Here is a 23,653-nt window from a genome sequence, read left to right on the forward strand (position 1 = left end):
CCACGTCCGGCCCACCTCGAGCCACCGACTTCGAGCGCTCCGCCTAGGCTTGGGTCGTGGACTACTCCGAGCGACTGCACGTCCCCCTGCGCTGGTGGGTGCAGGGCACCATGCTCGTCGCCAGCTTCTGGTTGGCGTTGGCCGTCTCCATGGACGACTACCTCGCGGTGGTGTGGACACTCACCGCGGCGATGCTGCTGCTGATGGCCGGCGCCTTCACCAGCTACGGTGCGCGGATCCGCGTGAGCGACGGGGTGCTGCACGCCGGGCGGGCCCACATCGCGCTCGCGCACGTCGGCTCGGTCGAGGCGTTGGGGCGCGAGGACACGCGCCGCGTCGCCGGGGTGGACGCCGACGCCCGGGCGTACCTGCTCCTGCGGCCCTACCTCAAGCGCGCGGTGAAGGTCGAGATCACCGACCCCGACGACCCAACCCCCTACTGGTTGCTGCACACCCGCCACCCCCGCGAGCTGGCCGCCGCCCTCGCGGAGTTCACCCCCGTCTCCTCCTGAACCAGGTCCGCGGTCGCTAGGGTGAGTGCCCACCCTGAGGAGGAATGCATGGCATCGGGCTCGAAGATCTGGAACGTGTTCTCGTTGGCCGCCGCCCTGGGCGCGGCCGCCGTCGCCAAGAAGGCCATCGACGGGTCCTGGCGCGCCGCCACGGGCAAGAACCCGCCTGAGAACCCCGCGGACCCGGACGTCGACCTGTGGGAGGCGGTGGCATGGGCCACGGTGAGCGGCACCGCGATCGCGCTGGCCCGCATGCTCGCCACCCGCAAGGCCGCCGGCTACTACGCCCGCTCCACCGGGCACCTCCCGCCGGGCCTGCAGAAGGACTGACGTCGGGCGGGCGCCGACAAGCATGCGCGAAGGCCGTGTCCCTGCGGGGACACGGCCTTCGTGCGCTGATCGACGGTGACGCTGGACGGGCCTGGGCCCGTCACGTCACACGCAGTCGCGGCAGATGATCTTGTCGGCGTCGGCGAGCTGCGAGCGGTGGTGCACCAGGAAGCAGCTCATGCAGGTGAACTCGTCCTCCTGCTTGGGCTTCACCTCGACGGCCAGCTCCTCGTGGGAGAGGTCGGCGCCGGGGAGCTCGAACGACTCGGCCGCCTCGGTCTCGTCCTCGTCGACCTTGCCGGAGTTCTTGTCGTGCCGTCGCGCCTTGAGCTCCTCGATGCTCTCTTCGCTCTGGTCCTCTTCGGTCTTGCGCGGTGCGTCGTAGTCGGTCGCCATCTCTTCTTCCAGTTCCCGAATGTGCCATCGGTGTCCTCGTGCCCTCTCGGCGCGAGGAATTGTGCCCCATCCCACCCCCGGATCCCACACCGGAGGCAGCGTCCTGCCCAACAGGACCGACGCCCGGCGTATTCCACCGCCGCTGGCGGTCCCTCAGGCGAGAAAACCGCAGTCCTGCAGATCTGCGACGAAACCGTCCCACTCTTCGCCCCCGGTGGCAACCACCACCGACTGCTCCGACCAGCCTTCGAGACGTCGACCGAGGTGTCCCGGGAGCAGCGCGAAGCGCCCTCCCGCCTCGGTCAGGACCAGCTGTCCCGCCGCCCAGTCCCAGATGGCCGGGCCCTCCTCGACGTAGGCGTCGGCCCTCCCCTCGGCCAGGTGGCAGAGGTCGAGGGCGCAGGAACCCATGCGCCGGATGTCCCGCACCCGCGGCAGCAGCCGAGCCACGCACTCCCCCTGGTGGGCCCGCACCTCGGCCTGGTAGCCGAACCCGGTCAGCACCAACCGCGCTCCCTGCGCAGCGGGTGGCCGGACCCGGAGCGGCACTCCGTCCTTCGTGGCGCCCTCACCCGTGGCCGCGGCGTACACGTGCCCCGCCGGCACGTCGACCACCGCACCCGCGACGACCGCGCCGTCGACCTCGGCGGCCACCGACACCGCGTACTCCGGGATGCCGTGCAGCAGGTTGACGGTGCCGTCGACGGGGTCGACGATCCATCGGACGCCCGAGGTGCCCCGCACGTCGCCCTCCTCCTCACCCAGCACCCCGTCGTCGGGGCGAGCGGTGAGCAACAGGCGACGGACCAACGCCTCGCTGCGTCGGTCGACCTCGGTCACCACGTCGACCGCGCTGCTCTTCGTGGCGGCCACGACGACGTCGTCGGACGACCGGCGGACCAGGTCGGCAGCGGCGGTCGCCACCTCCACGGCCAGGTCGCGCAGCGCAGCGGGCGTGGTCACGAATCGACGCCGCAGGCTGCGGGACGCGACTCGCGCAGGTTGGCGCAGCAGCCCACCGCGCACAGGTCGGGTCCGGCGGGCAGGTCACCGAGCGCGGCGCGGCGCGGCTGACGGCCGCGTTCCTGCGCCGCCCGCTCCACGAGGAGGTCACGCACCAGGGCCACGAACCGTGGGTCGGTGCCGGGCGTGGAGGCACGGGTGGCCGCCATGCCGAGCTTCGCCGCCGTGGCCATCGCCTCGGTGTCGAGGTCGTAGACGACCTCCATGTGGTCGGAGACGAAGCCGATCGGGACCATCACGACGGCCCGCACCCCCTCGGCGGCGAGCTCCTCCAGACGGTCGTTGACGTCCGGCTCCAGCCACGGCACGTGCGGGGCGCCCGACCGCGAGCAGTAGACGAGCTCGTGGGCGAACTCCCGGCCCGCCGCAGCCTCGACCCGCGAGGCCACCTCCGCCATGACGCTGAGGTGCTGGGCGAGGTAGGCCCCACCGTCACGACCACTGGTGTCGTTCATGGCCGTGGGGATCGAGTGGGTCACGAAGACGAGCTGTGCCTCCTCGCGCAGCTCCTCGGGCAGCCGCGCCAGGGCGTCGAGGGTCGCGTCGACGAAGGGCTCCACGAAGCCGGGGTGGTTGTAGTACTGCCGCAGCCTCTCCAGCCGGGGAGCGTCGGGCACCTCGAGGGCGACGTCGGCCAGGTTCTCCCGGTACTGCCGGCAGGAGGAGTAGGACGAGTAGGCCGACGTGGTGAAGACCGCGGCGCGCTGGACGCCGTCGCGCTTCATCTCCTCCACCGCGTCGCGGAGGTAGGGGTCCCAGTTGCGGTTGCCCCAGTAGACCGGCAGGTCGATGCCGGCGGCCGCGAGGTCGGCGCGGATCTCCTTCAGCAGCGCGCGGTTCTGGTCGTTGATGGGCGAACGTCCGCCGAAACCGAAGTAGTGCTCCCCCACCTCGACGAGGCGCTCGCGCGGGATGCCGCGACCGCGGGTGACGTTCTCCAGGAAAGGCACGACGTCGTCCGGCTTCTCGGGGCCGCCGAAGGAGAGGAGGAGGAGGGCGTCGTAGGGGGCGACGGAGGGGGCCTGGGCAAGCGCTTCGGGGGTGCTCATGGCGCCATCGTAGGCAGTGGGGCCACGCCCGTGACCGGGGAGCGTGCGGGGGCGCGGTCGGTGGCTCCCGGTGCCCTACGATCCCTGCCATGACGGGGGCACACGACGAGGACGCGAGGCAGGGGGCCGCGCAGGGCGAAGCGGTGACGGTCACGCCCGCAGGCGGACGCCTGCGCCTGCTGCGCACCCTCACCCTGAGGCAGACGCTGATCACCCTCGCGACGCTCGTGGTCCTGGTCTCGGGCGCGTTCGGCGGTCTGGCCACAGCCCAGGACGACGACACCGCGCTGCCCGAGGTGGAGCCGGGCGAGGTGTTCGACGCCGCTCCCCTCGAGATCACCGTCGAACGGGCCCGGTGGGTCACCGACCTCGGAGACACCATCGAGGCACCGACGGGGCGCTACGTGGCTGTGATGGCGACGCTCACCAACACCTCTGACCACATGGTGGGGCGCCAGACCCTGCGGAGCGCCGTCGCCCTCACCGACCTGGTCGGCGCCGTCGGCGACGACGGCACGCCCGCCGAGCGCAGCGTCGACGTGCTGCCGACGATCTACGTGCTCGACGACGCGACCGAGCTGACCCAGGCCCCACCCGGACTCACCTATGCGGTGGCCTTCGTGTGGGACCAGGACGACGCGGTCGCCCCGCCCGACTCCGTCTCCTTCGAGCTGCGCGGCCACACCTGGCGGGCGCACAGCGTCGACCAGGTCGAGGACTTCGCCGACATGACGGCCGTCGGCTCCGGCCAGCTCGAGGTCGAGCCCGACCCGCAGCTCGAGGAGGGCTCGTGAGTCGTCTCCGCCCGCTACGGCGACCCACCGCGAAGGGCGTGAGCTCGGGCACCCTGGTCGTGCTCGCCCTCGCCCTCGGGCAGTGGCTCGACACCCAGCTGCCGCAGGCCCCTGACGCCAACCGTCCCTACGAGGTGGAGGGCCAGGTGGGCGAGCGCGTCGACCTGCGCAGCGGTCACCTCGAGGTCACCTCAGTCAATGGCGCCACGGTGGTCGACCTGCAAAGCTCGCTGCGACGCAGCCCCGGCGTCTTCACCGTGGTCGAGCTCACCTGGACCCCCCTCGGGGAGTCGTCGAGCCTGGAGTACGCGGCCCTGCGCGACAACCGCGGCCGGGAGCTGCCGTTCGGTTCCCTCTACGGGCGCAACGTCCTGGACTGTCGCGGCACCGTGACCGGGGTGCCCGTGCGCTGCCTCGCCGTGGTGGAGGCTGACCCCGACACCCTGGCGGGCGCCAGCCTTGCGCTGGCCACGGCTCCGGACGACCTCCGGTGGGACTCGATGGCCGTGGTCGACCTGGGCATCGACGACGCCGACGTCGATCGCTGGCGCGAGCAGGACGAGCCGCTGCCCGCCCCCGCGACCGGCATCGCGCCAGGGGGTGGGCGATGACGACCGACCACCGATCCGACGCACGAGGCAGCAGCACAGCCGGCCCCGACACGTGGTGGCGACGCAACCGCCTGGCCCTGGGACTCCTCCCCGTCGTCACCGTGCTCGCACTCGCGGCGTCGAGCTCGCGGGTGGAACCCTTCTGGTGGGACGCGGGTTTCCACGCCCGGGCAGAGGTCACCGATGCCACGGCCCACCTCGTCGACACCTACGACGACGGCGTGCTCCAGTACTCGATCGAGGCGCGCTACCGTCTCGCCGGCGTCCGGCCCGCCCGCCCCGCGGAGCTCGCGGACTCCCCCCTCCCTGAAGGGCTCGCCGCCTGGGCCGTGACCCTCGAGGTGGAGGCAGACCCGGAGTCGGTGCTCGTCGGCTGCACGGTCGGCCTCGTCGACACGGACGGCGCTCTCTATCGCGCCGACGACGCGGTCCTGCTCGCCGGCACGTCCTGGGGGCAGTCACGGTGCGTGCCCGAGGACGCCCCGGGCCCGCGGTACCGCCCCTTCAGCACGGCGCCGCCGGAGCGCCCGCCAGGCACCCCGCGGCGACCGTCCGACTACACCGTCACGACCGTGGTGGCAACGCCCGAGGACGTGGAGATCGACGCCGTACGCGTGTGGTACGGGCTGCCCAACTACGTCGAACTGCCCGTCGACCGGGTCTCCGACGCCTCCGGGGTCGACTCGTCAGCGGTCCGGAGCGCCAGCCGTTCCTGACGGACCTGGACCTGGTGCACGGCGGCCGCGAGCAGACCGGCCAGGAGGACGTACTCCACGAGGTCGGCCGAGAGCGCGAGCCACGGCACGAACGCGACCATCGTGTCGGCCTCCTGGGGTCCGAGCACGAGTCGCCACAGCTCCCTGACCCCCACGCCGGCCTGGCGGCAGACCACGAAGACGAGGCAGAACATGGCCATCGGCACGATCCCGCCCAGGAGCAGGATCCGGAAGCCGCGCCGAAGCCCCTCGAACCGTGAGGCGAAGTCCTCGGTCACCTCCCCCGCCCACCGACGTACGACGTGGGGGGTCCGCGCGCGCAGCGCCGCGGTCCGGCGCCCGGGACGACGCGGCGGCCGCTCGGGCAGGGCGATGCTGCGCCCGAACACGACCGCCGCGACCGTCAACCAGGCGATGGGCACGAGGACGACGTCGTCGGCGTTGTCGATGAAGGTGCCCACGGCCTGCACGAGGCGCGCGACCGGATCGCCGACCGGACCGAGCAGGTCGATCAGGTCGGCCCATCGGTCCTGCACCCAGCGCACGAAGACACGGTCCTGGACCCAGTCCCAGAGGCGGTCGAGCGCCCCCGCGAAGGCGGCACCCAGGATGAGGATCCAGAGCACCTCGACGTAGGCCGCGACGAAGGCGAGGGGACGGTGCCGGCTGGGCAGCCGGAACCGGTCGAACAGGAAGCGCAGGACGAGCGAGACGAGCACGAGCGCCACCAACACCCACCCGGTGGCGACCGCCGCGCGGTCCAGGTCGGCGACCTCCCCGTAGAAGACCCCCATGTCGCCACGCAGCTCGTCGTGCACCGCCGCGTTGGTGAAGACGAAGAGGTCCTCGTCGAGGTAGCCCTGGGCCGCGTAGACGGTGAGGAAGGGCACCATCACGCTGGCGAGCACGGGCAGCCAGCGGGCACCGCCCGTGGTCCCCGCGGCTGCCTGCGGTGTGGCGCTCAGGTCGGCGCTGCGCGCCACCACCACCAGCATGAGGACGAAGGCGACCACGCTGGACATCGGGGCGAACGGGAGGAGCATGCCGCCCAGGGTGGGGTGCACGGCCGACGCCTCGACCGCCAGCCAGAGGACGCCGTGGCGTCCGGCCGCACCGAGGAGGTACAGCACCGCCAGCACCGGCGCGTGCGCAACGACGAGCCGGAGCCCGTGAGCCACGACCCTGACTGCGTCGGTCAGGACCTGACGTACCTCCCCCATGGCTGCGCCCATGGCCGGCGAGTTTAGGACAGAAGTGACGGGGCCGACCGCGCTGACCAGATCCGCACTACTCTTCGGGACCATGACGACGTGGAGCAACTGGTCAGGCCTCGAGACGGCCGTGGCGCGCCGCACCGAGGAGCCGCGCGACACCGCCGGCGTCGTCGCGGCCGTCGAGCGCGCGCGCACCGAGGGCAGCACCGTCAAGATGGTCGGCTCCGGGCACAGCTTCACCCCCATCGCTGCCCCCGAGCACACCATGCTGCGCCCCGACTCCCTGGCCGGCCTGCTCCGGGTGGACCGTGAGGCCATGACGGTGACGGCGCGCTCCGGCACCCGCCTCAAGCACCTCAACGCCCTGCTGGCCTCGGCGGGCCTCTCGCTGCACAACATGGGCGACATCGCGGAGCAGACGCTGGCAGGCGCGGTCTCGACCGGCACGCACGGCTCGGGCGGCACCGCTGCCGGACTCGCCGCCCAGCTCGACGGATTCACGATGGTGACCGGGACGGGTGAGGTGGTGCACGCGGACCGCACCCAGAACCCCGACCTCTTCGACCTCGGCAGGGTGGGTCTGGGCGCCTTGGGCGTGTTGACGGACGTGACCTTCCGGGTCGAGCCGCTCTTCTGCCTGCGGGCCGAGGAACGTCCGGCATCGTGGTCGGAGCTGCTCGACACCTTCGACGACCTGACCCGCGAGCACCACCACGTCGACGTGCACTGGTTCCCCCACACCGACGGTGCGCTGCTCAAGGCCAACACCCGGGTGACGGACCCGCCCGAGCTGGCCGATCCCCCCTCGGCACTGCGGTCGTGGTGGGACGACGACTTCATCTCCAACACCGTCTTCGGCGCCGTCAGCTGGCTCGGGTCGCGACGCCCCGAGCTCGTCCCGAAGATCAACGGCTTCGCCACCCAGGCGCTCTCCCCCCGCAGCTACACCGACGTCGCACACAGGGTCTTCGTCTCCCCGCGCCGGGTGGTCTTCCGGGAGATGGAGTACGCCCTCCCCCGCGAGGTCGGGCTCGCTGCACTGCGCGAGGTGCGCCGGCTCATCGACGCGAGCGACTGGCGCATCGGCTTCCCGGTGGAGGTCCGCACGGCGCCGGCCGACGACGTGGCGCTCTCCACCGCCCACGAGCGGGACTCGCTCTACCTCGCGTTCCACGTGCACCGCGACGCCGACCACCGTGCGTTCTTCGCCGGCGTCGAGGCAGTGATGCGCGCCCACGGCGGGCGACCCCACTGGGGCAAGCTGCACACGCTGGCAGCCGACGACCTGCGCGAGCTCTACCCCCGCTTCGACGACTTCCTCGCGCTGCGCGATCGCCTGGACCCCGACCGCGTCCTCGCCAACCCCTACCTCCGCCGTGTCCTGGGCGACTGAGTCCCACGGGCCACACCCGTCCCACGGCGGCCGGTGCGGACCCGAGGACGGACCTCCGCACGGCGCACCCTGCGCCACGACCGCGGCTGGCGTAGGCTCGTGCCACGCAGACAACGTCCCGGAACGATCCCGGGCCGCACCAGGAGCAGGAGCACGACGGACGATGGCGCACCTCACGCTCGTCGGACTGAGCGAGGACCGTACGCGGTTGTTGCTGGTCGCTGACGACGGCGCGGAGTTCACCCTCGACGTCGACACCGCGCTGCGCTCCGCCCTGCGAGGCGAGCAACCCCGCCCCGGCCACTTGGAGACCCGTATGGACAGTGCACTTCGCCCGCGCGACATCCAGGCCCGGATCCGCTCCGGTGAGACCCCGGAGGCCGTGGCCGAGGCCGCCCACACCAGCGTCGACAAGATCATGCCGTACGCCGCTCCGGTGCTGGCCGAGCGCGCCCACGTGGCCCAGCGTGCCCAGCGCTCCTCCGTCCGGCGCCGCGCAGGCGAGGGCACGGGGTCCCTGGGCGGTGGCCGCACGCTCGAGGAAGCCGTCAGCCAGCACCTGCGCAGCCGCGACGTCGACCCCGAGGGCGTCGAGTGGGACGCGAGTCGACGCGAGGACGGGCGCTGGACCCTGACCGGACTCTTCGACACCCCGGGACGCACGGGCGTGGCGACCTTCACCTTCGACATGCCCGGCAACTACGTGACTCTCGACGACGACGACGCCCGCTGGCTCGTCGGCGACGCCCGCCCGGCCGCTTCGGCCCCCGTGGAGGCCCCGTCGGTCGAGACCTCGGGACAGCGGCGACTCAGCGCCGTGCGCACCCCGGCGCCGTTGGGCGACGACGCGATCGAGCTCGTCACCCCGTCATCGGAGGACACCACCCCCGACTTCCTGCGTGAGCCTCGCACCGCCCCGCCCTCCGAGCCCTCGGCCCCCGTCACGGAGCCGGCGGCGTCGACGGGTCGGGAGTCAACGGACACAGGTCGGGAGCCGGCTCCCGCCACGGAGCCCGAGGAGGCGCCTCGCAAGACGTCGCGCAAGCGCCGCGCGTCGGTGCCCAGCTGGGACGAGATCATGTTCGGTGGCGGCTCCGGGGAGTGAGTGAGTCACCCCTGCACGTGACGGAACTGCGCGTCACGGAGCTGCGCGTCCACCCGGTCAAGAGCATGGCCGGCCGCACCGTCCCCCGGGCCGCAGTGCAGCCACGGGGCCTCGTGGACGACCGCTCGTGGATGGTCACCGACTCCGCAGGCCGCATGGTGACGGCTCGTACCCTGCACTCCCTGGTCTCCCTCGAGGCCGACACCCCGGCGACGGACCCCTCGCTGGATCGCTCCCTGCGGTTGCGGGCCCCGGGGCTGGGCGAGCACCTGGTCGACGAGCCCGACGGGCCGGAGTCGGAGGTCGAGCTCTTCGGCCACGCGCTGACCGGTGTCCCTGCTGACGAGGAGACCCAGACGTGGCTGCGCCGCGCGCTCGGTCAGCAGGACCTGCACCTGGTGTGGTGCGCCCGCCCCGACCGACGACACCTCGACCCGGCCTACACCCGGACGGGCGACCACACGGCCTACGCCGACGCCTACCCCGTCACGGTGGTGAGCGAGGAGTCCCTGACACAACTCAACGACTGGATCACCGAGGGTGCCCTCGAGCGCGGTGAGGACCCGCCCGCCCCTCTGGGCATGGAGCGCTTCCGACCCAACGTCGTGGTCAGCGGCGCGGGCGCCTTCGCCGAGGACGACTGGCACCGGATCCAGGTCGGCGAGGTGACCTTGCGTCTGGTCAAGCCTTCACCGCGCTGCGTGCTCACCACGATCGACCACCAGACGTTGCGCACGGGCAAGGAGCCCATCCGCACGCTGGCGCGTCACCGCCGCGACCGCGCCCACGGGGTGGTCTTCGCCGTCAACGCGGTGCCCGAGGGCAGCGGCCCGATCGCCCTCGGCGACCCCGTGCGCGTGCTGGACTGACGCAGCCTCCGGAGCAGGCGACTCAGGTCGGCCGGTCCTGAGGAGCGTTGCGTGCGGTGAGGCCGGGATCGCGCTCCACGACGCCGTCGAGCGCCTCGTCGATGGCGGTCATGACCTCGTCGGGAAGGCGTACTCCCACGGCCCCGACGTTCTCGTGCACCTGCTCGGGCCGTGAGGCTCCGACGATGGCCGATGCGACGTTGTCGTTCTGCAGCACCCAGGCCACCGCCAGCTGCGACATGGTGAGGTTGACCGACTCCGCGACAGGCCGGAGCTGCTGGACGGCCTCGAGCGTCTCGTCGGCGAGGAAGCGGCTGATCGTGCTGGCGCCGCCCTTCTCGTCGGTGGCGCGGGAGCCGGCAGGAAGAGGCTGGCCCGGGAGGTACTTGCCCGTGAGCACGCCCTGCGCGATCGGCGACCAGACGATCTGGGAGACCCCGGCCTCGCGGGACGCGGGCACGACCTCGTCCTCGATGACGCGCCAGAGCATGGAGTACTGGGGCTGGCTGGAGATGAGCTGGAACCCCAGCTCCTTCGCCATCGCCGCGCCGGCGGTGATCTGCTCGGCGGTCCACTCGCTGACGCCGATGTAGAGCGCCTTGCCCTGGCGCACCACGTCGGCGAAGGCCTGCATGGTCTCCTCAAGGGGCGTACGCGTGTCGTAGCGGTGGGCCTGGTAGAGGTCGACGTAGTCGGTGCCGAGGCGCTGGAGCGACGCGTTGATCGACTCCATGACGTGCTTGCGGGAGAGCCCGGAGTCGTTGGGCCCCTTGGGTCCGGTCGCCCAGTAGACCTTCGTGAAGATCTCGAGCGACTCGCGACGCTCGCCCTTCAGCGCCTCGCCCAGCACCGACTCCGCCACGGTGTTGGCGTAGACGTCGGCGGTGTCGAAGGACGTGATGCCCGCGTCGAGGGCGGCGCGCACGCACTGCGTCGCCACGTCGTTCTCGACCTGGCTCCCGTGGGTGAGCCAGTTGCCGTAGGTGACCTCCGAGATGCGCAGGCCACTGTGTCCCAGGTACCGGTGTTCCATGGAGCCAACCTAGGCGACCGGTGGTGAGGAGGTGTCACCCCCGACGCGAGGACGTGGGAGGATCTGCGCGTGGCGGAACTGCAATTCTTCACGGGCACCATGGACTCGGGCAAGAGCACCTTGGCGCTCCAGACGAACCACAACCACGCGGCCCGCGGGCGCGTGGGCCGCATCTTCACCGCTCACGACCGCCACGGCGAGGCGGTGCTGTCGAGTCGCCTGGGCCTGACCCACGAGGCCCTGGAGGTCCCGGCCGACTTCAACTTCTGGGCCTACGTCGTGCAGGCGCTCACCCAGGGGGCCCGCATCGACTACCTGATCTGCGACGAGGCCCAGTTCTACTCCCCCGCCCAGATCGAGCAGCTCGCCAAGATCGTGGACGAGCTGCAGGTCGACGTCTTCGCCTTCGGCATCCTCACCGACTTCCGCAGCATCCTCTTCCCCGGCAGCGCCCGGCTCGTCGAGCTCGCCGACCGCATGCACGTCCTGCAGGTCGAGGCCCTCTGCTGGTGCGGCAAGCGGGCCACCCACAACGCACGCACCGAGAACGGTGCGATGGTCACCGACGGCGAGGTGGTCGTGGTGGGCGACGTCGAGCAGCCCGACGAACCGGCGGCCGAGGTGGCCTACGAGGTGCTCTGCCGCCAGCACCATCGCCGCCGGCTCACCGCGGCGAGGGCCAAGGCCGTGAGCCTCGCGCCTGACCCGCTGCCCTTCGGCTGACTGGGACCTCGGCTGACCGGGGCGGCCAGCCTCGCCGGTCCTGGAGCCGGCCCGGCGCGGTCAGGTCACCAGCAGCGGGATGAGCATCTCGGCGGGCGTCAGGGACCCGTGCAGTCCCACGAGGCGCGCCTCGTAGGGGAAGTCAACGCTGGAGACGATCGCCAGGTCACCGCGGCAGGCGACCACCACGTCACCCATCCGCGGCAGCACCGTCGCCTGGGCCGCTCCGAACCACCCGCGCCGGACTGCCTCGGGCCGGGTGAGCACCTCGGCCCGGTCCCCCAGCAGCTCTCGCCAGGTCGCGGCGACGTCGTCGACCGCTCCGCGTCGGCAGTAGAGATGGCGGAATCGCGCCTCCCCGCCGAGCAGGTCGACACCGTCGCGCAGCTCGTGGACCTCGTCGACGTCCACCCGGGACTCGACGGCGCTGTCCACCATCCCGTGGTCGGCCACCACGAGCAACCGGGTGTCGGACGGCAGGGCCTCGCGCATCTGCTCCGCCTCCGCGTCCACCATGGCGAGCTGCTGTAGCCACTGCACGGAGGCGACGCCGAAGCGGTGGCCCGTCCAGTCGAGGTCGGAGTCGTAGACGTAGGTCAGGGAGGGACGGGCGGCGGAGGCCGCGACGACTGCCGCGATCCGTTCCCCGACGAGGTCGGCGCCGACGAACTCGGCCCCACGGTGGGCGGCCAGGGTGAGCGGGCTTCGCTCGAAGTCCCGCTTGTTGACCACCGTCGTCGTGACGCCGGCGCGCGCCAGTCGCGAGAACGCCGTGGGGTGCGGCTGCCAGACGACCGGGTCGACGTCCGCGTCCCACTGCAGCCCGTTGAGCAAGCGGTCGGTGCCGGGGATCCGAGCCGTGAAGCCCACCATGCCGTGGGTGCCGGGCGACAGCCCCGTGCCCAGCGAGGTCAGGCTCGTGACGGTCGTGCTCGGGACGCCCGCCGTCGCCGGCTCCTGCTGCTCGAGCAGGGAAGCGAGGAAGGGCGCCGCGTGGGCGTGGCGACGCAGCAGCTCCGACCCCATGCCGTCGACCAGGAAGACCACGTAGGCCGCCGCCTCCGGCAGCACGAGCCCGGTGTCCAGGTTCGCCAGTGGGTGTCCCAGGGCCCGAGCGACGGCCGGCACCACGTCACCCAGCGACCGACTGCCGTAGGCAGGTTCGACGAAGCTCATGGCTGGCCCCGGAGTCGAGTCGCAGGGAGACGGATCATGCCCCGCGGGTGCGCGCGGAGAGAGCCTCGGCGAAGGCCAGCAGTCCGGCCACCGCGTCCGCCCCGTCGGCGGCGGCGGAGACCCGTAGGGAGAAGTCGTCGCTGGCCAGGACGCCCGTGTAGCCGTGGTCGGCATCGCACTGCGGGTCGTTGCAGCCGGCAGGCTCGAGGTCGATGCGGGACACCCCGGCCCAGCCGATCGTGAGCACGGCCTCGGCCGCCGGAGCCGGCCCGGAGGTCGGGTTGGTGACCATGCGGGTCACGACGACCGAGCGCACCGAGCTGAGGGTGATCGCCTCGGTGGACGTCGACGTGTAGGGCTCAGGCAGCATGTCGTCGCCGGAGTGCTCGTCGGTGTGGGCCAGCAGGAGCCGCGAGGGTGTGAGCACGACCACTGTCTGGTGCCGACGCACCTCGTCACGCTCGAAGGTCGGCTCGTGGTGCACGTAGAAGGCGACGACCGGTTCACCGCTGACCGCCGCGAACACGCCGTCGGCCACGACGTCGGGGTAGTAGCCGGTGCGGTCGATCGCCTCCCGCAGCTCGCGGGAACGATCGGCCTCGGAGCGTGGGTGGTCGGACGTGCGGGAACGCATGGGGGCAGTCTGTCACGTCCGGGCGAGGAGTCTCAGCCGGGCAGCGTGTCCCCCGGCATCACGCTGAGTCGGCGCACGAACCAGTCGGAACGGGGGTCGACGACGGGTTCGATCCGGGTCGTGGCCCCCAGGACGGCGCACCCCTTCTCGCCCGCGAGCACCAGCGGCAGGGAGAGCTGACGCACCTGCGGCACGTCGTACTGCAGCTGCGAGACCCGGCGCACGATCCGCTCGACCTCCGACACGTCGACGATCTCGCTGCCGCGGAAGCCGAAGAGCAGCGGCGACGCCTTGATCTCCCGGATCATGTCCTCGGCGTCGTGCTCCTGCAGCGGCGGGATCCGGAAGGACCGGTCCTGCAGGAGCTCGGTCAGGGGGCCGCCGATGCCGAACGACATCACCGGACCGAAGAGCGGGTCCTCAGTGGTGGAGACCGTGACCGGCACCCCGGGGGGCGCGTTCTTCTGGACCACGAATCCGGCCAGGCCGGGGTCGGTGATGACCTCCTGCAGCGACTCCCACGCCGTGCGCATCTCGTCGACCGTGTCGATGTTGCGCCACACGTGGGCCAGGTCGGGACGGTGGCGCAGGTGTCGCGCGGTGGCCTTCAGCACGACGCCCCACCCGAGCTCCTCACCGGCCGCGACGGCCTCGTCGACGCTTGCCACGCCGACGGAGCGCCACAGGTCGATGCCGTAGTAGGACAGCAGCTCGTGCTGCTCGTCGTCGCTGAGGTCGTGACCCTCCGGGTGGGCGGTCAACAGCTGGTGGACCAGCTTCTTGGCGGCCGCCCGGTCGACCAGGGCCTCGTCGGCGGAGGCCACCTGGGGGGTGCGAAGCCACACCGAGTACTCCACCACCCGGGCGAGGGCGCGCACCGCTGCCTCGACGGCCGGGTAGGACGGCACCGAGCCGCGGCCCGCGGTGGAACCGGCCACGTCGGGCACCCGCAGCAGCTCCGGCACACCCTCGGCCCCCAGGAACGTCGAGACCAGGGGCTTGTCGGACTGCTCACCGATCGCGGCCAACACGTTGGCGACGTCTTCTCCCGAGACGTTGAGCGGCGGGATGTAGATCGCCACGACCGCGTCGACCTCGGGGTCGTCGATCGCGTCGTCGAGGGCGTCCTCGAAGTCGTCCGCGCCGGCCTCCGCACCCAGGGCGGTGGTCTTGTTGACCACGAGTCCCGAGCCGGCCGCGGCGTCGACCGCCAGCAGGGCCAACGCGTCGGAGTTGCCGACCACGGCCACCCGACGTCCCCTCGGCAGGGGCTGGTGGGCCAGCAGCTGGGCGACGTCGAACATCTCGTCGAGGGTGTCGACCTGGATCACCCCGGCCTGGCGAAACATCGCGTCGACCGCCTGGGACGGCGCGGCGATCTTGCGGACCGCATGGCCCATCGGCACACCCTGCGTCGTGCGTCCCGAACGCACGGCCACGATCGGCTTGCGGCGCGAGACCCGTCGCGCGATGCGGGAGAACTTGCGGGGGTTTCCGATCGACTCGAGGTACAGCAGCACGACCTCGGTGGAGTCGTCCTCCTCCCAGTACTGCAGGAGGTCGTTGCCCGAGACGTCGGCCCGGTTGCCCGCGCTGACGAACGTGGTCAGGCCGAGCCCCCGGTTGTTGACCTTCTCGAGGATCGCCGAGCCCAGGGCCCCGGACTGGCAGAAGAACCCGGCCCGACCCCTCGGGGGCATGACCTGGGAGAGCGAGGCGTTGAGGGAGACCTCGGGGTGCGTGTTGATCACCCCGAGGCAGTTGGGGCCGATCAGACGCAGTCCGTAGGAGCGCGAGAGGCCCACCAGCTGACGCTGACGGCGGCGCCCCTCCTCACCGGTCTCGGCGAACCCCGACGAGATGACGACGAGGCCGTGCACCCCCTTGGCGGCGCAGTCGAGCACGACGTCCTGGACGGCCTCGGCCGGCACGGCGACGATCGCGACGTCGACGTCGCCGGGGATGTCGGCGACCGAGGCGTACGCCGGCAGTCCGGAGACCGCGTCGGCGCTCGGGTTGACGGCGTGGACGGTGCCGGAGAAGTCGCCGAGCACCAGGTTGCGCACGAGCGTCTGGCCGATGGTGTCCTGGCGACGGCTGGCGCCGATCACCGCGACCGAGCGGGGGTTGAAGAACCGGTCGATGGAGGCGGACTCGGCACGGTGCTCGCGCTGCTCCATCACGTCGAGGGCGGTGACGGTCGCGTCGATGGGGAACTCGAGGCTCACCACGCCGTCGTCGTACTGGCTGGCGACGCTGTAGCCGGCGTCCTTGAAGGTGCGGATCATCGGGTGGTTGTCGGGCAGGACCTCGGCGGTGAACCGCTCGATCCCGCGCTCGCGGCCGGCCTGGGCGAGGTGCTCGAGCAACAGCTGCCCGATGCCACGGCCCTGGTGGCGGTCCTCGACCAGGAAGGCCACCTCGGCCTCGCCCGGCGAGACGCTGTCGTAGCGACCGACCGCAATCATCTCGGGGCCCGAGAGCAGCACGAAGGCGACGCGGGCGACGTGGTCGACGTGGGTGAACCGTTTCACGTCCTTGTCGCTCAGCCGCGGCATGGGGGCGAAGAAGCGGTAGTACTTCGACTCGTCGGAGACCCGGCTGTAGAACTCGACCAGCAGATCGGCGTCGTCGGGTCGGATCGGCCTGATGTGGGCGACCTTGCCGTCGCGCAGCAGCACGTCCGCCTCCCAGTGGCTGGGAGCCTCCGAGGAGGTCGGGTCGGGGCTGGGTGGTCCGGTCACCTGGTCGGTCACGGTCCGAATCTATCGCTCCCCTCCCCCCGGCGCGCCCTGTGCCCGCTTCGCGTCCCCGATTGGCGACAATGGGGCCATGGCACGCCGCGGCACCAAGGATCCGATCCCCGACGACTTCGAGGAGCACATCCTCGACATCAACGTCGGTGACGAGATCAAGTCCAGCTTCCTGGAGTACGCCTACTCCGTCATCTACTCCCGGGCCCTGCCCGACGCCCGCGACGGGCTCAAGCCCGTGCAGCGACGCATCCTCTACACGATGGACGACATGTCCCTGCGACCCGACCGCGGTCACGTGAAGAGCGCGCGCGTCGTCGGTGAGGTGATGGGCAAGCTCCACCCGCACGGCGACTCCGCGATCTACGACGCCCTGGTGCGGATGGCCCAGCCCTTCTCGATGCGGCTGCCCATGGTTGACGGGCACGGCAACTTCGGCTCTCCCGACGACCCGCCCGCGGCCATGCGTTACACCGAGTGCCGGATGACCCCTGCTGCCGTGGCCATGACGGCCTCGCTCGACGAGGACACCGTCGACTTCAAGCCGAACTACGACTCGCGCGAGTACGAGCCCGTCGTGCTGCCCTCCGCGATCCCGAACCTGCTGGTCAACGGCGCCTCGGGCATCGCGGTCGGCATGGCCACCAACATCGCGCCCCACAACCTCGTGGAGGTCGTGCAGGCCCTCAAGCACCTGATCACCCACCCGCGGGCGGGGGTGGACGACCTAATGCGGTTCATCCCGGGCCCGGACCTTCCCACGGGCGGCAAGATCGTCGGCCTCGACGGCATCCGCGACGCCTACGAGACCGGCCGGGGTTCGTTCAAGATGCGCGCCACGGCCCGCATCGAGAACGTGACGGCACGCAAGAAGGGCATTGTCGTCACCGAGCTGCCCTACAACGTGGGCACGGAGAAGGTCATCGAGCGGATCAAGACGCTCGTGCAGGCCAAGAAAATCCAGGGCATCTCCGACGTGAAGGACCTCACCGACCGGGTCAACGGCCTGCGCCTGGTGATCGAGGTGAAGAACGGCATCGTCCCGGAGATGCTGCTCGAGCAGCTCTACCGCCAGACGCCGCTGGAGGAGTCCTTCGGCATCAACGCGGTGGCCCTGGTCGACGGACAGCCCCGCACCCTGGGCCTGAAGGAGATGCTCGAGGTCTTCCTCGCGCATCGCTTCGACGTGGTGCGCCGACGCTCGACGTTCCGTCGCGACAAGGCCGCGGCGCGTCTGCACCTGGTCGACGGGCTCCTCGTCGCGATCCTCGACATCGACGAGGTCATCCAGCTCATCCGCAGCAGCGACAACTCCGCGGCGGCCAAGGAACGGTTGATGTCGGTCTTCGACCTGACCGAGACCCAGGCCGACTACATCCTGGACATGCCGCTGCGCCGGCTGACGAAGTTCTCCCGGATCGAGCTCGAGAAGGAGAAGTCCGACCTGGAGCGGACCATCGAGGAGCTCGAGGCGATCCTCGCCGACGACGCACTGCTCCGGAAGGTCGTGGCCGACGAGCTGGGCGAGGTGGCGAAGACGCACGGCACCCCGCGCCGCACGGTCCTGCTCGCCTCGGCAGGCACCACCGTCACCGCCGCGACGGCGAACGCCTCGCTGGAGGTGCCCGACGACCCGTGCGTGGCCCTGCTCTCCTCGACGGGGCTGCTGGCCCGCTCCGCCGAGGTGACGGCGCCGGGCAGCGGCGGCGACCGCACCTCGCACGACGTGGTGGTCTCGAGCGTACGCACGTCGGTGCGCGGCGAGATCGGTCTGCTGACCTCGCGCGGGCGCATCCTGCGGCTGCAGGTGCTCGACCTGCCGGAGCTGCCCGCGTCGGCCAACGACCCGACGTTGCAGGGCGGGCTCCCACTCAGCGAGATGGTCGAGCTGGCGGCCGGGGAGCGACCGCTGGCGCTGACCCGACTCCAGCCGGACGGCCCCGGGCTCGCGCTGGGCACCCGCGACGGCGTGGTCAAGCGTGTCACCCCCGAGGTGCTCACCCGCGACGAGTGGGAGGTGATCTCGCTCAAGGGCGACGACGTCGTGGTGGGTGCCCTCGAGCTCACCACCGGCGAGGAGACGTTGTGCTTCATCACCTCCGACGCGCAGCTGCTGCACTTCGGGGCCGACGCCGTACGCCCCCAGGGCCGCACGGGCGGCGGCGTGGCAGGCGTCCGCCTCTCCGCCGGGGCCAGTGTCGTCTGGTTCGGCGCCGTGGACCCGGTCCTCGACACCGTGGTGGTCACCTCCTCGGGCTCGTCGACCGCCCTGCCGGGCACCGACAACGGGTCGGTGAAGGTCACGGCGTTCTCCGAGTACCCGGGCAAGAGCCGGGCGACCGGTGGGGTGCGCTGCCACCGCTTCCTGAAGGGCGAGGACGCCCTCGTCTTTGCGTGGGCCGGCTCGGCGCCGGCGCGCGCCGCGGCCGCGAGCGGCGCGCCGGTCCCCCTGCCCGACGCCACCGGCAAGCGGGATGGCTCCGGCGTCCCGTCGCCGCAGCCACTGGCCGCGTGCGCCCCGCCACTGGCCCTGCATCCCGCGATCCGGGAGGCCGCGGCGGAGGCTTCCCCACCGCCGGTCTAATCTCCTGACCATGGGTGAATTCGACGACCTCCTCGAGGCAAACAGGACCTTCGCCGCCGACTTCGACCTCGGCGGCTTCGACGGCAAGGCACACGCCGGCGTGGCGCTGGTGACCTGCATGGACTCCCGCATCGACCCCTTGGCGATGCTCGGCCTGAAGCACGGTGACGCGAAGATCTTCCGCAACCCCGGCGGACGCATCACCCCCCAGGCCCTGGAGGCCCTGGTGCTCGGCACCCACCTGCTCAACGTCAACCGGATCCTGGTGGTCCCGCACACCAAGTGCGCGATGACCAAGCACAGCGAGCTGGCGCTGCGCGACATGATCACCGAGTCGGCCGGTGTCGACGCCAGCTGGCAGCCGTTCGGCGTGGTGGACGACCAGGTCGCCACCCTGCGCGAGGACATCCGCAAGGTCACCGCCCACCCGCTGATCCCCGAGCACGTGAAGGTCGGCGGCTTCATCTACGACGTGGACACCGGGCTGCTCAACCCCGTCGAGTGACGCACGGTGCCCACCGGTGAACGGTGGGCGCCGGCCTCAGCGGAACGCCACCCACCTCATCTGTTGGCGCAGGCGAGGTGGGTGGCGTTCTCGCTGCGTCGACACGCACCGTCGACGACCTCCCGGTCGCCCAACGGCTCGTCGAGGGTGGCCCGCAGCGTGCGGGGCACCCCCACGTCGCTGCAGGAGAGCGCCCACCCGACGACCTCGACGGTCAGCACCACCTCGCGCGGACCCTCCTCCACGTGCAGGGAGGCCGACCGGTCGCACTCGCCACCCACGTAGTGCACGACCACGTGCCTGCCCTCAGCCTCGACCTTGCCCCACGGGGTCGCCTGCGAGCGCCCCAGGACCCACCACACCAGCAGGACGATCGTCGCCAGCACCACCAGCGCCGTGACGATCAGCGCCGCAGGCGCACGACGGCGACCTCGGAGCGCTGGCGTGTCAGGCATCACAGAACTGATCCTGTCAGCGACGTGCAGGGCACGCCACCCGTTGTGCCGGGTCAGGCGTCGAGGGTCTCCAGGTCCACCTCGTAGGCGCCCTGCACGATGAACTCCTTGCGGGGAGCGACCTCGGAGCCCATGAGGAGCTCGAAGACCTCCGCGGCCTCGGCGGCATCGTCCACCGTGAGCCGGCGCAGCGTCCGATACCGCGGGTCCATGGTGGTCTCCTGCAGCTGGTCGGCGTCCATCTCGCCCAGACCCTTGTAGCGCTGCGGCGGTTCCTTCCAGCGCACGTTCTTCTTCTTCAGCTCCGCGAGCTTTCGGTGCAGCTCGTCGTCGCTGTAGGTGTAGACGTACTTGTCCATCCCCTTCTTGGGGTTGGTCAGCTCGATGCGGTGCAACGGCGGCACCGCGGTGTAGACCTTGCCGGCCTCGAGCAGGCCGGGCATGTACTTGAAGAAGAGCGTCGCCAGCAGGCACCGGATGTGGGCGCCGTCGGAGTCAGCGTCGGCCATGAAGATGATGCGTCCGTAACGCGCGGCGTCCAGGTCGAACGTACGGCCCGATCCGGCGCCGACCACCTGGATGATTGCCGCGCACTCGGCGTTCTTCAGCATGTCGGCGACCGAGGCCTTCTGCACGTTGAGGATCTTGCCGCGGATGGGCAGCAGCGCCTGGTACTCCGAGTTGCGCGCCAGCTTGGCGGTGCCGAGCGCGGAGTCACCCTCCACGATGAAGAGCTCGGTGCGTTCGTTGTCGGTGGCCCGGCAGTCGGCCAGCTTCGCCGGGAGCGCGGAGGACTCGAGGGCGTTCTTGCGGCGCTGGGTCTCCTTCTGCTGGCGCAACGTCAGACGCGTGCGGGCTGCGCCGGCCACCTTCTCCATGACGAGCTTGGCCTGCGCCTTCTCGGTCCGCTTCGTGGAGGTCAAGAACTTCTTCAGCTCGGCGGAGACGACCTTGCGCACGATGTTGCGCGCCGCGGGGGTGCCGAGGATCTCCTTCGTCTGACCCTCGAACTGCGGCTCGGCCAGCCGCACGGTCACGACCGCGGTGAGGCCCTCCAGCACGTCGTCCTTGACGACGTCGGCGTCGTTGACCTTGAGGGCCTTGCTGGCCCGCATGACCTCGTTGAAGGTCTTGGTCACCGCCTGCTCGAAACCACTGACGTGGGTGCCACCCTTGGGCGTGGCGATCACGTTGACGTAGGAGCGCACGTTCGTCTCGTAGCCCATGTCCCACTTGAGGGCGACGTCGACCCCGAGCTCGCGCTCGACCTCCTGCGGCGTCATGTGACCGGCGTCGTCGAGCAACGGGACGGTCTCGGTGAAGTGGCCCGAGCCCTGCAGCCGCAGCACCTCGGTCACCGCCTCCCCGTGGGAGAGGAAGTCGACGAACTCCGAGATGCCGCCTTCGTGGCGGAAGGTCTCGGTGACCGGCTCCTCGCCCCGGAGGTCGGTGATCGTCAGACCGAGCCCGGGGACGATGTAGGAGGTCTGCCGCGCTCGGCCGATGAGGCCCTCGAGCTCGATCTTCGCGTCCTTGGTGAAGATCTGGCGATCGGGCCAGAACCGGATCCTGGTGCCGCTGCGACCCTTGGCGACGCGCTTTCCCTTGCGGGTGATGCCCGACTGCGGGGTGAAGGGGGCGTCGGGCCCGTCGCCGTCGAAGACACCCGGCACGCCGCGGCGGAACGAGAGGCCCTGCTGGCTCGGTGAGCGGTCGACGTCGATGTCCACCCGCGCGCTCAGGGCGTTGACGACCGACAGGCCGACGCCGTGCAGGCCACCCGTGGCGTTGTAGGACCCGCCGCCGAACTTGCCGCCGGCGTGCAGCTTGGTGGCCACCACCTCGACACCGGGGAGACCGGTCTTGGGTTCCTTGTCGGTGGGGATCCCGCGACCGTCGTCGTAGACCTCCACGGACCCGTCGGTGTGGATCGTGACCTCGACGTTGTGGGCGTGACCGGCGAGGGCCTCGTCGACCCCGTTGTCGATGATCTCCCAGAGGCAGTGCATCAACCCACGGGTGTCGGTCGAGCCGATGTACATGCCTGGACGCTTGCGCACCGCCTCGAGTCCCTCGAGGACCAGCAGGTGCGCCGCGTTGTAGGTGTTGTCGCTGGGGGCTGCCACGGAAGGTGAATCTACCCGGGGGTCTCCCCTGTTCCGGGGAGGCACGCCTGCCGCGCACCGTGCGCGGAGCCGCCCCTCGACCCGGCAAACCCGGCAAAGGGCGCGCGACTGTTGGGTGGGAAGAGCACTCCGGCGGACTGCGGACGTGGTTGGATGGTTCAACGTCGGACCGGCCGGGAATCTTTGTCGCGGCCGGTACGTTGGGCCAGACACCGAAGCACAGAAATGAGGCCGATGTGACTACTGCAGTTGCCCCCACCCCCGCCATGACGGCGGAGGACCGCTGCGACCGGTGTGGAGCCCAGGCCTACCTGCGGGTTGAGCTCCAGAGCGGTGGCGAATTGCTCTTCTGCGCCCACCACGCCCGCGAGCACGGCGAGAAGATTCGTGAGATCGCGGTGTCCGTGGTCGACGAGACCCACCGACTCGCCGAAGGCTGACCCCCTCCCCTACTTCCACCTCGGCCCCGGACCGTCAGGTCCGGGGCCGAGGTGCGTCCGGCCCGCCCCCTGGGGTGTGGCAGGGTGAGCGCGTGACGACGACCGACGTGGTGGTGGGCCTGGTGATCCTGGTCGGGCTGGTGGGCATCGTGGTGCCCGTCCTCCCGGGGAGCCTGCTGGTGCTGGCGGCGATCGGGGTCTGGGCGGCCCTCACCTCGGGCGCCACCGCCTGGGCGGTCTTCGGCGTGGCGGCGCTCCTGCTCGTCGCCGGCACCGTGGTGAAGTTCCTGGTGCCCGGCCGTCGACTCCAGGTCGCCGGCGTGCCGAACAGCACGTTGTGGGCCGGCGGGGCGTTGGGTCTGGTCGGATTCTTCGTGGTGCCGGTCGTCGGCCTCGTCCTCGGCTTCGTGCTGGGCGTCTACCTCGCCGAGCTCCGGCGGCTCGGGTCGGAGCAGGCGTGGCCCGCCACCCGCGCTGCCGTCCTCGCCGTGGGGCTCAGCATCCTGATCGAGCTGGCCGCTGCCCTGCTCGCCACGGCGACCTGGGTGGTGGGCGTCATCCTGGTCTGAGCGCGAGCTCAGCCTCGCTGCAACTCCTCGGTCCACCGACGCGGGCCCAGGAGCCAGTCCTTGTAGGTCTCGCCCTCGTGGCTCATCTCCCCCACCACCAGGGCGACGCGCACCGACTCGGGCTCCCCCAGACAGCCGCGACCGAAGGCCACCCGCACCACGTCGCGCTTCCAGTCGATCCGCATCCGGTGGGCGCACGTGAGGGTCCTCCCTCCACCGCGCCAGCCCTTGACCTTCAACAACTGGTAGTCGGTGCCGCGGTTGAGCGCCCCCTGGAGGCGGTACTCCGGTCCCGCGTCGTCGGGATCGGTGTCGACGTGCACGGTGATCCACTGCTGGGCACGGATCGCCTGCCTCACCAGGTTGTCGTGCACCGTGCGCACGCGCACCTGCCGCGGGGCGTACGTCACGCGGGCGCGCATCAGGTCGACTCCGGCGACGCTGTCGTCGCCGTCGACGACGACCAGGCTCTCTGCCGAGGCGGGCGGCGCCACACCCAGCACCAACACGCCGGCGGCGAGGCCAGCAGCCCACGAGCGGCGGCGTGAGAAGTCGCTGCGCCCCTCACTGCTGCGAAGTCGTGTCCAGTTCATGGCTCCACCCCCTCTCGGGGCCCCGAGCGGTCCCCGGTCTGCGAGCGTAC

The 23,653-nt window shown here is 71.2% G+C and carries 24 protein-coding genes; 13 read left to right on the forward strand and 11 right to left on the reverse strand.

The features are described 5' to 3' along the window. Positions 1-56 precede the first annotated feature (56 nt). The gene (locus IEQ44_RS00500; protein ID WP_193636471.1) at positions 57-512 is read left to right on the forward strand and encodes a DUF3093 domain-containing protein; all 456 of its coding nucleotides are present in this window, start codon (positions 57-59) and stop codon (positions 510-512) included. A 48-nt stretch (positions 513-560) separates the two neighbouring features. Further along, positions 561-842, forward strand: a complete 282-nt coding sequence (locus IEQ44_RS00505; RefSeq protein WP_193636472.1) for a DUF4235 domain-containing protein — start codon at positions 561-563, stop codon at positions 840-842. Between the two features lie 105 nt (positions 843-947). On the opposite strand, the gene IEQ44_RS00510 is transcribed toward IEQ44_RS00505, so the two are convergent. The 3 genes from IEQ44_RS00510 to IEQ44_RS00520 all read right to left on the reverse strand — a co-directional run bounded on the left by IEQ44_RS00510 (position 948) and on the right by IEQ44_RS00520 (position 3,310). Continuing rightward, positions 948-1,238, reverse strand: a complete 291-nt coding sequence (locus IEQ44_RS00510) for a DUF4193 domain-containing protein (protein ID WP_193636473.1) — start codon at positions 1,236-1,238, stop codon at positions 948-950. A 153-nt stretch (positions 1,239-1,391) separates the two neighbouring features. Further along, entirely contained in the window at positions 1,392-2,201 is an 810-nt protein-coding gene (locus IEQ44_RS00515) for an inositol monophosphatase family protein (RefSeq protein ID WP_193636474.1), read from the reverse strand. Beyond that, positions 2,198-3,310 carry a ferrochelatase gene (locus tag IEQ44_RS00520; protein WP_193636475.1) on the reverse strand — a complete coding sequence of 371 codons (1,113 nt, stop codon included), beginning with the start codon at positions 3,308-3,310 and terminating at the stop codon, positions 2,198-2,200. Before IEQ44_RS00520 ends, IEQ44_RS00515 begins: the two co-directional genes overlap by 4 nt. Positions 3,311-3,399: 89 nt before the next feature. Between IEQ44_RS00520 and IEQ44_RS00525 the strand changes: the two genes are divergently transcribed. The 3 genes from IEQ44_RS00525 to IEQ44_RS00535 are packed head-to-tail and all read left to right on the forward strand — an operon-like array spanning position 3,400 to position 5,431. Then, positions 3,400-4,104 carry a hypothetical protein gene (locus IEQ44_RS00525; protein WP_193636476.1) on the forward strand — a complete coding sequence of 235 codons (705 nt, stop codon included), beginning with the start codon at positions 3,400-3,402 and terminating at the stop codon, positions 4,102-4,104. Further along, a complete protein-coding gene (locus IEQ44_RS00530) occupies positions 4,101-4,715 on the forward strand; it encodes a hypothetical protein (protein WP_193636477.1) in 615 nt (204 codons plus the stop codon). Before IEQ44_RS00525 ends, IEQ44_RS00530 begins: the two co-directional genes overlap by 4 nt. Continuing rightward, positions 4,712-5,431 carry a hypothetical protein gene (locus IEQ44_RS00535; protein WP_193636478.1) on the forward strand — a complete coding sequence of 240 codons (720 nt, stop codon included), beginning with the start codon at positions 4,712-4,714 and terminating at the stop codon, positions 5,429-5,431. Before IEQ44_RS00530 ends, IEQ44_RS00535 begins: the two co-directional genes overlap by 4 nt. On the opposite strand, the gene IEQ44_RS00540 is transcribed toward IEQ44_RS00535, so the two are convergent. Further along, the gene (locus IEQ44_RS00540; RefSeq protein WP_193636479.1) at positions 5,350-6,663 is read right to left on the reverse strand and encodes a hypothetical protein; all 1,314 of its coding nucleotides are present in this window, start codon (positions 6,661-6,663) and stop codon (positions 5,350-5,352) included. The genes IEQ44_RS00535 and IEQ44_RS00540 overlap by 82 nt on opposite strands. A 70-nt stretch (positions 6,664-6,733) precedes the next feature. Between IEQ44_RS00540 and IEQ44_RS00545 the strand changes: the two genes are divergently transcribed. From IEQ44_RS00545 to IEQ44_RS00555, 3 genes are all read left to right on the forward strand, one after another. Further along, positions 6,734-8,038 (forward strand): D-arabinono-1,4-lactone oxidase, encoded by a 1,305-nt coding sequence (locus tag IEQ44_RS00545; RefSeq protein WP_193636480.1) that lies wholly within the window; start codon positions 6,734-6,736, stop codon positions 8,036-8,038. Between the two features lie 163 nt (positions 8,039-8,201). Next, on the forward strand, positions 8,202-9,143 hold the full coding sequence (sepH, locus tag IEQ44_RS00550; protein ID WP_193636481.1) for a septation protein SepH: 942 nt from the start codon (positions 8,202-8,204) through the stop codon (positions 9,141-9,143). After that, positions 9,140-10,012 carry an MOSC domain-containing protein gene (locus IEQ44_RS00555; protein WP_193636482.1) on the forward strand — a complete coding sequence of 291 codons (873 nt, stop codon included), beginning with the start codon at positions 9,140-9,142 and terminating at the stop codon, positions 10,010-10,012. Before sepH ends, IEQ44_RS00555 begins: the two co-directional genes overlap by 4 nt. Before the next feature lie 22 nt (positions 10,013-10,034). On the opposite strand, the gene IEQ44_RS00560 is transcribed toward IEQ44_RS00555, so the two are convergent. Next, complete coding sequence (locus IEQ44_RS00560) at positions 10,035-11,045, reverse strand: aldo/keto reductase family protein (protein ID WP_193636483.1); 1,011 nt, start codon at positions 11,043-11,045, stop codon at positions 10,035-10,037. Positions 11,046-11,114: 69 nt separating this feature from the next. Between IEQ44_RS00560 and IEQ44_RS00565 the strand changes: the two genes are divergently transcribed. Next, entirely contained in the window at positions 11,115-11,768 is a 654-nt protein-coding gene (locus tag IEQ44_RS00565; RefSeq protein ID WP_193636484.1) for a thymidine kinase, read from the forward strand. 60 nt (positions 11,769-11,828) lie between these two features. Here IEQ44_RS00565 and IEQ44_RS00570 read toward each other — a convergent pair whose 3' ends face one another. Genes IEQ44_RS00570 through IEQ44_RS00580 form a run of 3 tightly spaced genes read right to left on the reverse strand, consistent with a single transcriptional unit; the run spans position 11,829 to position 16,334 of the window. After that, positions 11,829-12,944, reverse strand: a complete 1,116-nt coding sequence (locus IEQ44_RS00570) for an alkaline phosphatase family protein (protein ID WP_193636485.1) — start codon at positions 12,942-12,944, stop codon at positions 11,829-11,831. A gap of 34 nt (positions 12,945-12,978) precedes the next feature. After that, positions 12,979-13,578: a DUF5998 family protein gene (locus IEQ44_RS00575; protein ID WP_193636486.1), complete on the reverse strand. Its 600-nt coding sequence runs from the start codon at positions 13,576-13,578 to the stop codon at positions 12,979-12,981. 32 nt (positions 13,579-13,610) lie between these two features. Continuing rightward, positions 13,611-16,334 carry a bifunctional acetate--CoA ligase family protein/GNAT family N-acetyltransferase gene (locus IEQ44_RS00580; protein ID WP_319804389.1) on the reverse strand — a complete coding sequence of 908 codons (2,724 nt, stop codon included), beginning with the start codon at positions 16,332-16,334 and terminating at the stop codon, positions 13,611-13,613. A 76-nt stretch (positions 16,335-16,410) separates the two neighbouring features. Between IEQ44_RS00580 and IEQ44_RS00585 the strand changes: the two genes are divergently transcribed. Both IEQ44_RS00585 and IEQ44_RS00590 read left to right on the forward strand, forming a co-directional pair. Continuing rightward, entirely contained in the window at positions 16,411-18,915 is a 2,505-nt protein-coding gene (locus IEQ44_RS00585) for a DNA gyrase/topoisomerase IV subunit A (protein ID WP_193636487.1), read from the forward strand. Between the two features lie 10 nt (positions 18,916-18,925). After that, positions 18,926-19,420: a beta-class carbonic anhydrase gene (locus tag IEQ44_RS00590; RefSeq protein ID WP_193636488.1), complete on the forward strand. Its 495-nt coding sequence runs from the start codon at positions 18,926-18,928 to the stop codon at positions 19,418-19,420. A gap of 56 nt (positions 19,421-19,476) precedes the next feature. Here the strand turns inward: IEQ44_RS00590 and IEQ44_RS00595 are convergent, their stop codons facing one another. Then, positions 19,477-19,875 carry a hypothetical protein gene (locus tag IEQ44_RS00595; RefSeq protein ID WP_193636489.1) on the reverse strand — a complete coding sequence of 133 codons (399 nt, stop codon included), beginning with the start codon at positions 19,873-19,875 and terminating at the stop codon, positions 19,477-19,479. Between the two features lie 53 nt (positions 19,876-19,928). Further along, on the reverse strand, positions 19,929-22,046 hold the full coding sequence (locus IEQ44_RS00600) for a DNA gyrase/topoisomerase IV subunit B (protein WP_438861829.1): 2,118 nt from the start codon (positions 22,044-22,046) through the stop codon (positions 19,929-19,931). A gap of 221 nt (positions 22,047-22,267) precedes the next feature. Between IEQ44_RS00600 and IEQ44_RS00605 the strand changes: the two genes are divergently transcribed. Further along, complete coding sequence (locus tag IEQ44_RS00605) at positions 22,268-22,441, forward strand: DUF7455 domain-containing protein (protein ID WP_438861834.1); 174 nt, start codon at positions 22,268-22,270, stop codon at positions 22,439-22,441. A gap of 92 nt (positions 22,442-22,533) precedes the next feature. Next, positions 22,534-23,010 (forward strand): DUF456 domain-containing protein, encoded by a 477-nt coding sequence (locus IEQ44_RS00610; protein WP_193636492.1) that lies wholly within the window; start codon positions 22,534-22,536, stop codon positions 23,008-23,010. An 8-nt stretch (positions 23,011-23,018) separates the two neighbouring features. Here the strand turns inward: IEQ44_RS00610 and IEQ44_RS00615 are convergent, their stop codons facing one another. Further along, the gene (locus IEQ44_RS00615; protein WP_193636493.1) at positions 23,019-23,603 is read right to left on the reverse strand and encodes a hypothetical protein; all 585 of its coding nucleotides are present in this window, start codon (positions 23,601-23,603) and stop codon (positions 23,019-23,021) included. Positions 23,604-23,653: the final 50 nt, after the last annotated feature.

The organism is Nocardioides malaquae, assembly GCF_015070385.1.
In the GTDB taxonomy this organism is placed as follows: Bacteria; Actinomycetota; Actinomycetes; order Propionibacteriales; family Nocardioidaceae; genus Nocardioides; species Nocardioides malaquae.